Origin of the sequence: Phormidesmis priestleyi ULC007, assembly GCF_001895925.1 — a bacterium.
GTDB classification, from domain to species: Bacteria; Cyanobacteriota; Cyanobacteriia; order Leptolyngbyales; family Leptolyngbyaceae; genus Phormidesmis_A; species Phormidesmis_A priestleyi_A.
In genome coordinates this window covers 42,485-56,034 of record NZ_MPPI01000014.1, presented here as the reverse complement: position 1 = coordinate 56,034, position 13,550 = coordinate 42,485, and the positions used below count along the sequence as shown (strand labels likewise).

Sequence of the window (13,550 nt, the reverse complement as noted above, 5' to 3'; positions counted from 1 at the left end):
TAATAGGTGATTGATATTTTTAGTCTTGTCGATTAAAGAACGAAGTCATCTGTTATGAATTCTTATGGACAGCTAGAAATTGAACGCTCCGAAACACAAGTGACTATGCAAAGTTTTCAGCTTGGTGAACACGCGTCTACGGTTCCGATTACTTCCTACAATACTCAGGAGTGGCAGAAAGGATATCGCTCTCTCGATCAAGAATATGATTACTGGATTGACGAGATAGAGGGACAAATTCCGCCTGAGTTAAATGGCACGTTGTTTCGTAATGGGCCTGGGCGTTTAGACGTAAATGGACAACGCATTCAACATCCTTTTGATGGAGATGGAATGGTTTGTGCGATCGCAATTAAAGACGGCCGCGCCCACTTTCGCAATCGCTTTGTTCGCACTGAAGGATATGTTGCCGAACAGCAAGCGGGACGCATTCTCTATCGCGGTGTGTTTGGGACTCAAAAACCAGGAGGCTGGCTTGCAAACGCTTTTGATACCAAGATCAAAAATATCGCCAATACCCAAATCCTTTACTGGGGTGGGAAACTGCTTGCCCTTTGGGAAGCCGCAGAACCTTATCGCCTCGATCCGCGCACATTGGAAACTTTGGGGCAAGAATATTTTGACGGAGCCTTACAACCTAGCGCACCTTTTGCAGCCCATCCCTGGATTGATCCGGCTTCTCAGTTTGACGCAGGTGCCCCGTGCTTAGTCAACTTCGCCATCAAAGCGGGCTTGTCTTTTACGATCAATATTTATGAATTAGATCTGAAAGGAGCGATCGTTCGTCAGCACAATCATCCGGTGCCAGGGTTTGCCTTCATTCATGATTTTGCAATTACACCCAACTACTGCATCTTTTTTCAGAATCCGGTTGCCTTTAATCCGGTGCCGTTTTTAATGGGCACACGATCGCCGGGTGAGTGTATTAAATTTCAACCCAACAAGCCGACGCGGGTGATTGTGATTCCTCGCGATGTTGCGTCACGACCCAAGCCGATTATTCTGGAAACTCAATCGGGATTTGTCTTTCACCACGCCAACGCTTATGAGCAAGAGGGTGAGATTGTGATTGACTCAATTTGCTATGAGAATTTGCCTGCTGTCAAAGTGGGCGCTGACTATCGCGAGACTGATTTTGCTGCCCTTGCGCCGGGTCAGCTATGGCGATTTCGCATGAATTTAGAAACCAAAGCGGTCGATCGTCAATTGGTCGAGCCTCGCTGCTGTGAGTTTCCGTTTATTCATCCTGCCAAGGCGGGACGCGAACACCGCTATGTCTATCTAGGAGCCGCTCACACTGCCCAAGGAAATGCCCCGCTTCAAGCGATTCTAAAAGTCGATCTGAAATCAGAGCATCGTCAAATTTGGAGCGCTGCACCAGACGGTTATGTCGGTGAGCCTGTATTTGTGCCTCGTGAGTTGCCTGGAGCATCAGGACTTTATACCCAAGTCGAGGGCGATGAAGATGACGGTTGGCTATTGACTATGGTCTATGACAGTCAGCACGATCGCACCGATGTTGTGATTCTAGATGCCAAAGATTTAGAAAAAGGCGCGATCGCCCGACTCCATCTCAAGCACCACGTCCCCTACGGGTTACACGGGAGCTTTACGCCCCACTACTTTGAGTCTTAACAGTTGAGCAGGGAACCCGATCGTTTCAAGGCGGTCAGCGTTGCGTTGCCAGTGCAAAAAAGCACGGTTGTGATTTCTGAGATCAACACATCGGCTAACGCATGAAGTGCTGCTTCAGACTCACTAGCCGCTTGTAAAAAAGGAAATGCTAACCCTGCGAGGTCGGCACCGAGGGCGATCGTCTTGGCAATCTCTAAGCCATTTCGCAACCCCCCAGAGGCAATGAGGGGAATATCCGGTGAAATGGCTCGTACCGCCGTGATGCACTCAGCAGTCGGAATACCCCAATCGGCGAAGGTTGCCCCCAGTCGGCGCTGTTTATCATCTTGCGCCCGTTCGCTCTCGACTTTTGCCCAAGAGGTGCCACCCGCGCCAGCCACGTCGATCGCTGCCACACCTGCCGCAATCAGTTTCTGAGCGATCGCGCCTGAAATACCATTTCCCACTTCCTTGACCACTACTGGGACAGAAAGCTTGTCACAAAGCACCGCAATTTTTTCTAGCAGACCGCGAAAATTGGTGTCGCCCTTCGTCTGCACACACTCTTGTAACGGATTGAGATGCAAAATCAGTGCGTCTGCTTCGAGCAACTCCACGACTCGCTGACATTCGTCAATTCCGTAGCGATAGTTAAGCTGAACTGCACCTAAATTGGCAAATAAAACGGCGTTTGGCGCGATCGATCGAATCGCAAATGTGTCTGCCACTAAAGGATTTTCGACTGCCACTCTCTGCGAACCTACGCCCATCGCAAACTTGTAATGTTGAGCGATTTCTGCTAAACGGCAATTAATCAGCTTTGCAAACTCTGTTCCCCCGGTCATTGAGGAGATCAGAATCGGTGCGCCTAAAGGTTTGCCTAAAAACGTTGTGGTGAGATTAATGTCGCTGAGATTCAGGTCTGGTAGACAATTGTGAGTAAATCGATAGCGCTCTAATCCATTCGTCACGTCTCGACACTGCACATCTTCATCTAAACAAATGCGAAGATGATCGGCTTTGCGAGTTTGGGTTTCTGCAAAAGAATCCATAAATATTAACCTAGCTGATCAACCTTTAATTAATTCCACGCCATCTCGTCCATCAATATCTTGTAGATAGACTTTGACCCTTTCTTCTTTGGCAGTCGGCAGCTTTTTGCCCGTAAAGTCGGGATGAATCGGCACCTCGCGATGACCACGATCGACCAACACCGCCAATCGAATCACTTCGGGTCTTCCATGATCAATCACGGCATCCAATGCGGCTCGAATCGTTCGCCCCTTATAAATCACATCATCGACTAGCACCACAGTTTTTCCTGAGAGATCAAACGGGATATTGGTTTTAGCCGGGGTGCGAAGCCCGATCGTGTCAAAATCATCTCGATAAAAGGTGATATCAAGCGCCCCGATCGCCACGTTTACCCCTTCTAACACTTCAATCTGCTCTGCTAATTTTTCAGCTAGAGGAACTCCTCTAGTATAAATTCCCAACAGAACGAGTTTGGACAAATCCCCTGATTTTTCAACGATTTGAGACGCTAAACGAGTTAGAGTTCGACGAATTTCTTTAGATGAGAGAATTTCAATTTCTTCTAGAGGCATGGGTAGAAAAAAGTCGCTGGGATTAAGGATTAAGGTTTGTTCTTGTACATTAAGGGGTGTTGCTTTTTCCGTCTATATCAGCCTTTGCATTAGGACGATCGTGAAGTGATGTAAAAATTTCTGCATTTAGATGTCAAAACTGAGAAAGTACTCAATCTCAGCTTTATTGTGGAGGTTTACAAAGCTTTTTGTACAAATCCCTTGTTGCAAAAAGTTTCAGACTTAGACCGCCATTGCGAGGCAACCCTATGAATAACCTGCAAAAATATCGAGTTGTGTGCACCCTCTCATTTGGGGATGTTTACGGTCAGATCATGGTTTGGCTGATTGTAATTTTTATCAGTTTGGCGGCAGCAATGGCAATGATGGGCGCGAGTCGTCCGGTCTATGCACTCGCAACAGTTGGGCTTGTGTTGGTGCTGTCTTTACCATTCTTACTATTCTCGTTTGTGACGACGCTGCTCAACCACATTGAGTTGTCACAAGTAGACCCTGCTGAAAAACCGCAAGCTGCGATGTCTGCGGCATCGACTAGTCAGCAATCTCCTCAAGCAGTGAGTTAGCCAAGCAACGATCGTGCATTCCCGACGGGTAGTAGAGAAATGTTTGTCTATTGCCCGTTTTTTATCGTCGATCGCCAGTCTGACAGACTATATTAAATACGCTGTAGAATTCGAGGCAATCTTGTGACTGAAAAGCGGAAGAATCGTTGGCTGTTGAACGTGGTGTTGATCATTGCAACGATCGGTCTGTTAGGGGTCTCAATTATTCCTCTAATCAGTGCGACGTTCACCCCTCAAAAAAACGCGGCTGCGACTCCTAGCCCCACGCAGTCAGTCGAAGCGAAAAAGGCAGATATTGAGGCTCAGGCGAGAGGCTATGAAGAAGTGCTCAAGCGAGAGCCAGAAAACCAGACTGCTCTACGAGGGTTGCTAGAAGCACGGCTGAGGCTAACAGACATTAAAGGCGCGATCGAGCCGCTCGAAAAGCTGGCAAAGCTCAACCCTAATCAAAGCGAGTATGCGGTGTTGCTTGCCCAAGCAAAGCAGCAAACTGGAGATAAAGAGGGAGCCGCCCAAGCCTATCGCAATATTTTAAATGCAAGACCGGGCGACCTGAATGCCTTGCAAGGGTTAGCCGGGTTGCTAATTGAGCAGCAACGACCCGAAGCGGCGATCGGTATGTTGCAAGATACCCTCAAAACTGCGCCTAAAGCCAATCAGAATCAAGCTGGTAGCGTCGATGTGACGGCAGTTCAAGTTTTGCTGGGTCGGGTGTTTGCATCTCAAAAGCGTTACAGCGAGGCAGTTAGTGTTTTTGACGAAGCGATTAAGGGCAACAAGCAAGACTTTCAGCCTGTGTTTGGTAAGGCATTGGTGCTCAAAGCACAGGGCAAAACAGATGAGGCAAAACCCCTATTCGATACGGCGGTTTCTCTAGCACCCGCTCAATATAAAGACCAGATTCAGAAAGCGGCAAGTGTTGCTCCACCGGGTACGGCAACTGCGCCTTCGAGTGCGCCGAGTAGCTCTAGCGCAGAAAGTCCGCCTCCTTTTTCGGCTCCGAAGTCAGAGGCAAGTCCGGCTCCGAGTGCTGCCCCTGCGGATAAGAGTGAGATGGAGAAAAGCGAGAAAAACTAAGGATCGTGAATTAAATAATATCGGTTAATTGCAAGGTTAATGGGCACGGCAGTGCCATGCCCGTACGCAGATTCTGGTCTTAATTTAATTCACGATTTTTAGAAAAGCCGATCAGCGGTTTGAGAGACGTTTCACAGTCTGTCCTCGATCGACATCCAGCCGCGATCGTGCCCCGTTAAGCTAGAGATCCGCAGTTCTTTTTAACGAATGAATTCCTCACAGCTTAATCCTGTTGTGTTGGTGCATGGGCTGACCGACACCAACGCCATCTTTAAACCCATGACCACTTATTTGCAAAAGCATGGTTGGGTGGTGCATAGCCTTGATCTCATTCCCTCAAACGGAGATTATGAACTCGATCGTCTCGCCCAGCAGCTTGAGACCTATATTGAGTTAACTTTGCCTAACCAGCAGCCCTTTGATCTGATTGGCTTCAGCATGGGTGGGATCGTTAGCCGCTATTATGTGCAGCGATTAGGAGGACTCGATCGCGTCCAGCGTTTCATTACAATTTCCTCGCCTCACAACGGCACGTTGACCGCTCACCTATCTCAACGTCCGGGCTGTATACAAATGCGTCCTAACAGTTCTTTTTTAAACGATCTCAATCGAGATGTCCTGATGTTAGAGAAACTAAACTTCACTTCGATTTGGACACCGATGGATTTGATGATTGTGCCAGCAACCAGTTCTCAATTGCAGGTGGGGCGAGACATTCAAGTCAACGTGCCGCTTCACGCCTGGATGGTGCAAGACCCTAGAGGACTGCAAACTGTGGCAAATGCACTGCGAGAACCTGTGTAAAAAAGCTGAAGGATGTGTTTCTCAGACGCGATCGCCGATTTGGGCATAGTCACGATCGCCAAAAATAGCCGATTGATGAGCATAAAATTTGAACTCCATCAAGTTATCGAACGGATCAGATAGAAAGAAAGTTCGATGTTCTAACGGCGTTCCAACAAAGCGCTGTTTTGGCTGCTGATAAAGTGCCAGTTGCTTGCTCTGCACCCTCTCTAACAAAGCTTTCCAGTCTGTTTCATCAGTAAAAACTAGCCCAAAATGTCTGGGGTAGATACCCTTTTGGGGTGTTAATGGCTCATCGGTCATGTGGGCAACCAGTTGATGACCATACAGATCGAGAATCACAGCCTGAGAATTTTCTCGACCTAATTGGCACCCCAATCCATTCACATAAAATTCCTTTGTCTGAGCAATATCTGTGATGGGAAAGGTGAGGTGAAAAAGGGTAGGAGACATAGGATTAGGAAGGTTAGGTGTCAGAATAAATTATGGCGAATTTCTGGGCTTGCTGATGCTGTCACCCTCCCTAATTCCTTGGTTAGTTGCGATCGGACTCAACACCGTTTTGCTGGCGATCGTGTGGCTTGCTCCTAAAAAACTCCTGACTCCGGCAGGCATCTTTCACGCCTGGATTTTGGGTGTGATTGTCTGGGGCAGTCTGGGATGGCAAGGTTATCTCGTGGTCGGGTTCTACTTCTTAGTGGGGTCGGGCATCACCTTTGTCGGCAAAGCGCAAAAAGAAGCGATGGGCATTGCCGAGAAACGATCGGGCGCACGCGGGCCGGAAAACGTTTGGGGATCGGCACTGATCGCCACCGTCTGCGCGTTAGGCGTTCTGCTCATTTCACTCGTCGGTCAAGGCGAGAAATTTATTCCTTTGCTGTTGTTGGGATATGTGGCAAGCTTCTGCACAAAACTTTCAGACACCTGCGCCAGTGAGGTCGGCAAAGCTTACGGCAAACGGACTTTTTTGATCACGACTCTAAAACCCGTGCTCAGCGGAACGGAAGGAGCGGTTAGCTTAGAAGGCACCCTAGCAGGAATTGTGGCCTCGATCGCCATCGCAGTCGTCGCGTGGGCAGTCGGAATGATTAGCCCGATCGGGATTGGGCTGTGCATCGTGGCAGCGTTCATCGCGACGAATCTAGAAAGCGTCATCGGCGCAACATTACAATCAGATTTTGATTGGATGACGAACGAAGTCGTGAATGTCTTCAATACGCTGATTGGCGCGATCGTCGCAATGAGTTTAGGATGGGCGATCGGAATCTAGAATTAAACGCTCAAATATCGTCTCAAAAAGCTTTCTAGCGTTTCTAGCTTCAGGTTAAAGAGCGATTCAATGCGCTCAGTTTCAGCAGGTGTGCAGAAAAACTCGTTGGCGAGGAGTGCTCTTAAAGTCCCCAATGATTCTTGACCTTTAGGATTGAGCAAACCGACCAAACTCCGAGTCGCATCAAAGGCGAGTAGAGGCGGATTAATGATAGTGGGTTCTCGATTAAAAATTCGCCCAAAGATGCGAGGAATCTCTTGACGTTGCAATATTTCTGCCCCGCCCACCGACAGAATTTGATTACGCGCGGCTTCTAGAGAGACGGACTCGATCGCAATTTTTGCCAAGTCATCAGTGCTGACAATCGAGGTGCGACTCTGAGGATCGCCAATCAATAGATAAATTCCGGTGCGTCGAAACTGCTCTGCTAACGGCAATAAGTTAGAGGCAAATCCTGAAGGGCGCAGAATCGTGTAATTCAACCCACTGGTCTGTAGATATTTTTCGACCTCGCGTTTTGCTTTAAAGACAGGCGCATCTTCATAGCCGCGATCAACTCCCAACACTGAAATAAATACAAAATGAGCAACGCCTGCCGCCTTTGCGTGATCGATCAGGTCAATATTGGCACGATAGTTAATCGCTTCAGCCTCACCGCCATGAGCGCTAATCACATACTGCACACCTTGCACGGCTTTCTGGACATCCCGTTCACGAGACAAATCCCCAATAAAAACCTCAGAGCCGCGATGCTCAAGCTCGGCGTAGTTTGACATCAGCCGCACCAACGATCGCACCGACAACTCTCGCTCTCGTAGAAGTCTGACAATCCGACGACCTAACCCACCCGTTGCCCCAGTCACTAAATACATAGATTTGAACCGCGATACTTCCTTAACTAACTTAGCGAAAGTTCGACGATCACTGGCGTATGATCGCTCGGTTGAGTCAGCTTGCGAGGAGCCGTATCGATCGTGCAGGCGATCGATCGTTCATATAAATCAGGCGTGGCGTAGTGATGGTCAATTCGCCAGCCCGCATTGCGACGAAACGCCCCGGTTCGATAATCCCACCAGCTAAACTGTCCGCCTTCTTGATTGAATTTGCGAAACACATCCGACAAGCCCAAATCGAGAACGTGACGCAGGGCTGCTCGTTCAGCGTCGGTCGCCATCACCTGCTTTTCGCGCCCTTTAGGATCGTGAATATCCAAGTCTTCCAGCGCAACATTGAAGTCACCACACACCAACAAATTCTGCGACTGTTGCAGCAAAACCTCTAAATATTCTCGCAAAACCTTAAGCCAGTGAAGCTTATAAAGGTATTTATCGCTGCCAACCGATGACCCATTCGGGACATAGAGATTAACCACTCGAACGCCGTCTAAAACTCCAGTAATCACCCGTTTTTGTTCATCTAAATCACCGACAACGCTTTCTGGTAAGACCGCTCCAAAACCCACATTGACATCCGAAAGCGGCGATCGGCTAATCAACGCCACGCCGTTATAGCTTTTTTGCCCAAACGCATAAACCTGATAGTTGAGGTCGGTGAACGCCGATCGCGGAAAACTCTCATCGACAACTTTGGTTTCTTGAAGACACAACACATCGATCGGATTGTCTTGCAACCATCCCACAACTTGTTCTAGTCGAGTTCTCACCGAGTTAACATTCCACGTAGCAATTTTCATAGTGCCCTTAAGTCCAGCAGCAATAGGGACTAGCGTACTGGAAAAAGCTCTAAATCTCTATTAGCATTTGAACGAGTGAGTAGCTTCACCGTAAGCGATCGCTCCCTTCTCTGCCAACGACGATCGCTCTTGCATGACTTGCGAGTGCGATCGCATGGTGGCATCAAGAGCATGGGGTAATGATGTCAAAATCGAGAAAGTTTCATACTCTTCCAGAGTTTTCCTGAGAGTACTTGTACTCTCAATTATCCCCAAGATAGAGCCATGATTTACAGTAGAAGGAATGACTCAGTTCTGCTCTATGCCCGCTAAAGACCTCTATCACGACACCGTTAAAACTGCCCTGATCAAAGATGGCTGGACGATTACTGACGATCCCCTGACTTTGGCAATCGGTGAACGGGATCTCTATGTTGATTTGGGTGCTGAAAAACTGTTGATTGCCGATCGTGGTAACCAAAAAATCGCTGTAGGGGTGAAGAGCTTCATCAGCTCATCGCCAGTCAAGGATGTAGAAAATGCCCTTGGGCAGTACATTCTCTACGAAGATATCATTGCTGAGGAGTATCCAGAGCGCGTTCTTTACTTAGCGGTTTGAGAGGGAATTTATCTCACCTTTTTTCTGAGCCAATTGTGCAAATTCCGCTCAGAAAACGTCACATCAAAGTTTTGATTTTTGATGAAGTTCGGGAGGTCATTACTCAATGGATAGGATAGATAAATACCGTGATATCTTGTATAAATCATTGTCAGAACAGGCTCTGCTGATGAACAAGCCCGATCGCATCACTAGCACCGTGATCGTGAGCGAAGACCGCAATCATTTTATGGTGATCAATGAAGGCTGGGAGGGTAAGAGACGAATCCATAGTTTGGTTTTCCATGCCGAAATTCGCAGTGGCAAACTTTGGATACATCATGATGGCATCGATCGCGGCATCACCGAAGACCTCGTAGCTGCAAGCATTCCCAAAGACCGCATTGTGCTGGCTTTTCACTCCCCTGAGATTCGATCACAGACAGGATATGCAGTGGTGTAGCCTCTGCTTGGAAGCATTGCCCCTTCTCTGCCAACGACGATCGCTCCTGCATAATTGGCTCAAGTGCGATCGCGTTGAAAAGATTTGGTTAAGATTTTGTTGCTTCAAATTTTTCTTCGTATGTTATGCCTCCTACGCCGCTCGGTGGTGTCCACACTGAGGAACCACTAATACGATTTCCGTCGATACTAATCTTCATTACAACATTCCAAGCTTTACGTTCACCTGGGTCACCTAAGCTTCCCGTCAAAATTACTGGCTGCTTCGATTTAGGGTCAACCGGACTGCTAAGAATACCTCCCCCTTTAAGGGGATAAAACTCTTGAACTTCAGCTATCCACTTACATAAATTCTTACTATCGGGCTTGATGTCGATGTCTATGATAAATCTCCCTGACTTTCCAGGTGGTGAAGAGTTTTGGATTATAGCTTTTCCTTCATAACGACCAAGCTTACTTGCTAGTTGTTCTTTGCAATCAATGGTCTTTGGTACATCTGGCGTAATGCGGACTACTGGGGTCTTTAGTACATCTGGCGGAGTGGTGACTACTGGGTTTTTGGGTACATCTAGTGGAGTAGTGACTACTGGGATCTTTGGTACATCTGGCGGAGTGATGACTGCTGTTTTTTGGGGTGGCGTAATGGAGACTTTTGGTCTTAGCAGCAACTGTGTCCAAAAGAATGCTCCGGTTGCCACAGTCAAAGTGCTAATTAGGCTCAATCCGACCAGCCAACCACCGCGTTTGGAAGAAGGCTTTGAGTTTGAGGGATTGGGAACTGGCTCAGGTTTTACAATTGGATTAAGTTTCGCCTCAATTGGTGCAACGTCCTCATCTCTAAGCCCTAAAGCCTGTTGAAAATACTTCAAATCACTGCGAGTCTCGCTACTGAAAGGAAATTGACGTTTAACTGCATTATTGAACTCTTGTTCATATTGCCGCAAGCTTTGCTTATATTCCTGGTAAGGCTTAACAACCTCGGCTTCGATTGCAGCCCCTTCCTCTGGTAATAAGCCTAATTTTGCTCTTTTGGCTTCCAAGCCCATTCGGGCGATTTCTGAAATTTCACCCCGACTGGCAAAATGCTCAACATCTTTACGGTATCTGAGTTTTGGATCACCAAGAGACGCTTTAGCAAGCAGAATTTTGAAGCCTTCTTTAACAGCGTAGATTTCTGGCTTCATTGCTGGAGCCGTTTCTTGCACCTTGCGTTTAGCATATTCGTGTAGCTCATCGATTGAAATGGAACCATCGTTATCCTGATCAGCGGCTCCTGTTTCAATTCCTTCGATCAGATAGCGGGTGTAGACAGATAGGTCTGAACCCTGTTGCTCAAAAGAATATTGGGTTGACGTGGAAGAGGTAAGAATTGCCCGACCTTCACCGCCTAGCTGGGAGTTAATATCAACAGAACCATCATCTTTCGCCAACATTCCCTCAGCAAATGCGCCACTGAAACAACAATCTAGAATGACAACCTGCCGTTTAGAGCGGCTTCTAGTCATACTTTCCTGCACGATACTGGCGGGCACTGCTGTTGAGCGAACAAGCCCTTCTTGATTCGTACGAGTTTTAGCATTGGATAGGTAAAGTCTACCTTGGTCATCTTTAATGCCATGACCCGAAAAAAAGAGTAATACCAAGTCATCTTTTTTACGGCTAGCAAACAGCGTTTCGATCGCCTCTTCCATTGCTTGGCAATCAGGATTCTCTAGGACTCTAATATCTGATGCAGTGAAGTTACCCATCTCTGGATGCTGCAAAACCTGCTGCATCGCTTTAATATCTTTTGCAGCACTAGGGAGGGGATTTAATCCAGGCTCATACTCACTAACGCCAATTAACAATGCGACCTTTGCCATGTCAATATCCTATGCTGCTACAAATTTCTGTGCCGCTTCGATCGCTGCCATTAACTCTGCCTGACTGCTGGCTTTCACCTTTAGCTTTTTGCCATTGGCTTCCACTTCCACTTCCAGTTCAATAGGCTTAGGACCAATGCGATCGAACAGAAATCCCATTACCTTTTGGGCGTTCTCTTTATTTACCTGAGCCGTCAGAATTCCGACCAAAATTGCGCCCACTGCCTTGTTCCCTTCCGGTGGATTTGGATCAAGCACCCGATCGACGGTTTCAATTTCGTCCAAGTCTTTCATTTGAGCCAGCAGGTTTTGGGCTTGCTCTTCTAGTTCTTCGCTATCCAGATCAGGATCATTGAAGGCGATCGTCAGCGTAACGTTCGATTTGTCTGCCATGTGTGTACCTCAGAGATTAATCGCTATCCACTACAATAATGCAAACAACTGTCATTTTCCCAGATCCGTTATCATCTTGAGCGCTTTGTGAAGATAGCGGAGCTACGGTTGCTTTGCTCCTTCTGTCAATAGGACTTCTGAGCTTTAGCGTCTCGTTCTCTAAACGATTTGCTTTAGCGCTTCTGCGACTTCTTGGGCTGAAGTGTAACGATCTCTAACTTCAGGATGGGTCAATTTACGAATTACCTGCACGATTTCGGCACTCAACCCAGGCACATATTCAGCATAAAAGCGATAGCCTTGTTCTCGATAGCGATAAAACTCGCCAGGGTCTTGACCTGATAGCAAAAATGCCAGCGTTGTCCCTAGAGAATATAAATCTGAAGCAGGACTTGCTTTGCCCGCGTACTGCTCTGGGGCACTGTAGCCGATCGCGCTAGTGCGGTTTTTAGCTTCTAGCCCTAACCCTCTAACTGCCCCAAAATCAACCAAAGAGATTTCGCGAAAGGCAGTGGGGGTCGATCGTCGAATTAAATTATGAGGTCTGATATCTTGGTGTAAAACTGGAGGCGACTGCTGATGCAGATACTCTAAAACTTCGCACAGTTCTAGCATCCAGCCGATCGCCTGCTTTTGAGGAATGGCTCCCCATTTTGTGACTTGTTGAAAGAGCGATCGACCATAAATCAATTCCACTACGAGATAAGGCTGCTCGATCGTGAAAAAATCCAGAACTTGAGGAAGGCTGGGATGACTCAGTTGACTGAGAGCCTTCGCTTCTCGTTCAAATAAATTGAGTGCTTTGGGGTGCTTGACCCACTCCGAGTTTAAGGTTTTGAGAACCCGATGCTTTCCCTGTCGCCAAACCAGATAGGTGAAGCCCACTTCACCTTCACCTAAAAGCTTCACTATTTGATAATCGCCGATCGTCTGCTGCACGCTCAAAGGCGCACCGCAATCAATGCAAAACCGAAAATCGGGGGTCTTGCGAAGGTGATCACAGGTGATGCTGCCCGCTAAACTGAGCTTTTCGCCGGGTGGTTCCATTGCCGTCGATCGCTCAGGAATTTGACTTTCAAGCACTTCCATCGCGGGCAGAGGTTGTGTGGTGTCTGCCTCTATGTCTGAAGTCGCCGAGTTCTGCTTAGACTGGGCGCGCTGCGACAATGTGCGCTCACCCGCTAGTTTGTCTGCCTCATGGCTGGCTGAAACCCCAACGTGAATTTGAATGTTAGGGCCTGATCGTGCCAGTCGGATGATCATGCCATTTCTAACAGGCACCTGAGCGATGCGTTTGCCGTCTAGATAAGTGCCGTTTGCGCCCAAACTTTCGACTTCCCAGACAGAATTGATCCGCCGCAGTTCTACATGATGTCGAGAGACCACAGCACTATAGAGAATGACCTGATTATCGGGCGATCGCCCAATGCGAATCACCGATTCATCGTCAAACGTCCAACATTGAACGGGCTTTAATTGGACAGGGTGCAGAAGGGTCAGAGTAATCACATTAGCGCTGCCGAGTCTGAATACGCAGACAGGATGAGAAGACTGCTTGTGTTTAAATGGCTTGCAGCTTAACTCTGCTTTAAGAAAAGCGGTCAAGATGCGGAACGTCACCACTCTAA

The 13,550-nt window shown here is 47.8% G+C and carries 16 protein-coding genes; 7 read left to right on the top strand and 9 right to left on the bottom strand.

What is annotated here, in order from left to right; translation table 11 throughout:
* Positions 1-54 precede the first annotated feature (54 nt).
* Complete coding sequence (locus BRW63_RS14245) at positions 55-1,635, top strand: carotenoid oxygenase family protein (protein WP_317615819.1); 1,581 nt, start codon at positions 55-57, stop codon at positions 1,633-1,635.
* On the opposite strand, the gene fni is transcribed toward BRW63_RS14245, so the two are convergent.
* Positions 1,632-2,666, bottom strand: coding sequence for a type 2 isopentenyl-diphosphate Delta-isomerase (gene fni / locus BRW63_RS14240; protein ID WP_073072192.1), 1,035 nt, complete (start codon positions 2,664-2,666; stop codon positions 1,632-1,634). The genes BRW63_RS14245 and fni overlap by 4 nt on opposite strands.
* Before the next feature lie 18 nt (positions 2,667-2,684).
* Positions 2,685-3,221 carry a bifunctional pyr operon transcriptional regulator/uracil phosphoribosyltransferase PyrR gene (gene pyrR, locus BRW63_RS14235; protein ID WP_073072190.1) on the bottom strand — a complete coding sequence of 179 codons (537 nt, stop codon included), beginning with the start codon at positions 3,219-3,221 and terminating at the stop codon, positions 2,685-2,687.
* A gap of 248 nt (positions 3,222-3,469) precedes the next feature.
* Here pyrR and BRW63_RS14230 point away from each other — a divergent pair, with 248 nt between their 5' ends.
* The 3 genes from BRW63_RS14230 (at position 3,470) to BRW63_RS14220 (ending at position 5,665) form a co-directional block, all read left to right on the top strand.
* Complete coding sequence (locus BRW63_RS14230) at positions 3,470-3,784, top strand: hypothetical protein (RefSeq protein ID WP_073072189.1); 315 nt, start codon at positions 3,470-3,472, stop codon at positions 3,782-3,784.
* A 123-nt stretch (positions 3,785-3,907) separates the two neighbouring features.
* Complete coding sequence (locus tag BRW63_RS14225; protein WP_073072187.1) at positions 3,908-4,861, top strand: tetratricopeptide repeat protein; 954 nt, start codon at positions 3,908-3,910, stop codon at positions 4,859-4,861.
* Between the two features lie 207 nt (positions 4,862-5,068).
* A complete protein-coding gene (locus tag BRW63_RS14220) occupies positions 5,069-5,665 on the top strand; it encodes an esterase/lipase family protein (protein ID WP_083582944.1) in 597 nt (198 codons plus the stop codon).
* Positions 5,666-5,686: 21 nt separating this feature from the next.
* Here BRW63_RS14220 and BRW63_RS14215 read toward each other — a convergent pair whose 3' ends face one another.
* Positions 5,687-6,118: a VOC family protein gene (locus BRW63_RS14215; protein WP_073072185.1), complete on the bottom strand. Its 432-nt coding sequence runs from the start codon at positions 6,116-6,118 to the stop codon at positions 5,687-5,689.
* Between the two features lie 55 nt (positions 6,119-6,173).
* Here BRW63_RS14215 and BRW63_RS14210 point away from each other — a divergent pair, with 55 nt between their 5' ends.
* Positions 6,174-6,935: a TIGR00297 family protein gene (locus BRW63_RS14210; protein ID WP_073072183.1), complete on the top strand. Its 762-nt coding sequence runs from the start codon at positions 6,174-6,176 to the stop codon at positions 6,933-6,935.
* A gap of 2 nt (positions 6,936-6,937) precedes the next feature.
* Here BRW63_RS14210 and BRW63_RS14205 read toward each other — a convergent pair whose 3' ends face one another.
* The 3 genes from BRW63_RS14205 to BRW63_RS29555 are packed head-to-tail and all read right to left on the bottom strand — an operon-like array spanning position 6,938 to position 8,817.
* Positions 6,938-7,807 (bottom strand): SDR family oxidoreductase, encoded by an 870-nt coding sequence (locus tag BRW63_RS14205; RefSeq protein WP_073072181.1) that lies wholly within the window; start codon positions 7,805-7,807, stop codon positions 6,938-6,940.
* 26 nt (positions 7,808-7,833) lie between these two features.
* Entirely contained in the window at positions 7,834-8,628 is a 795-nt protein-coding gene (xth, locus tag BRW63_RS14200) for an exodeoxyribonuclease III (RefSeq protein WP_073072180.1), read from the bottom strand.
* 60 nt (positions 8,629-8,688) lie between these two features.
* Complete coding sequence (locus BRW63_RS29555) at positions 8,689-8,817, bottom strand: hypothetical protein (protein WP_262983537.1); 129 nt, start codon at positions 8,815-8,817, stop codon at positions 8,689-8,691.
* Between the two features lie 94 nt (positions 8,818-8,911).
* Here BRW63_RS29555 and BRW63_RS14195 point away from each other — a divergent pair, with 94 nt between their 5' ends.
* Together BRW63_RS14195 and BRW63_RS14190 are read left to right on the top strand one after the other, a co-directional pair.
* The gene (locus BRW63_RS14195; RefSeq protein WP_223257385.1) at positions 8,912-9,226 is read left to right on the top strand and encodes a XisH family protein; all 315 of its coding nucleotides are present in this window, start codon (positions 8,912-8,914) and stop codon (positions 9,224-9,226) included.
* 106 nt (positions 9,227-9,332) lie between these two features.
* Positions 9,333-9,668 (top strand): XisI protein, encoded by a 336-nt coding sequence (locus tag BRW63_RS14190; RefSeq protein WP_073072178.1) that lies wholly within the window; start codon positions 9,333-9,335, stop codon positions 9,666-9,668.
* An 88-nt stretch (positions 9,669-9,756) separates the two neighbouring features.
* On the opposite strand, the gene BRW63_RS14185 is transcribed toward BRW63_RS14190, so the two are convergent.
* The 3 genes from BRW63_RS14185 to BRW63_RS14175 form a co-directional block, all read right to left on the bottom strand.
* Positions 9,757-11,529, bottom strand: coding sequence for a caspase family protein (locus tag BRW63_RS14185; RefSeq protein ID WP_073072176.1), 1,773 nt, complete (start codon positions 11,527-11,529; stop codon positions 9,757-9,759).
* Between the two features lie 9 nt (positions 11,530-11,538).
* The gene (locus tag BRW63_RS14180) at positions 11,539-11,922 is read right to left on the bottom strand and encodes a hypothetical protein (protein WP_073072174.1); all 384 of its coding nucleotides are present in this window, start codon (positions 11,920-11,922) and stop codon (positions 11,539-11,541) included.
* Positions 11,923-12,081: 159 nt separating this feature from the next.
* Positions 12,082-13,542: a protein kinase domain-containing protein gene (locus BRW63_RS14175; RefSeq protein ID WP_181314391.1), complete on the bottom strand. Its 1,461-nt coding sequence runs from the start codon at positions 13,540-13,542 to the stop codon at positions 12,082-12,084.
* Positions 13,543-13,550 lie beyond the last annotated feature (8 nt).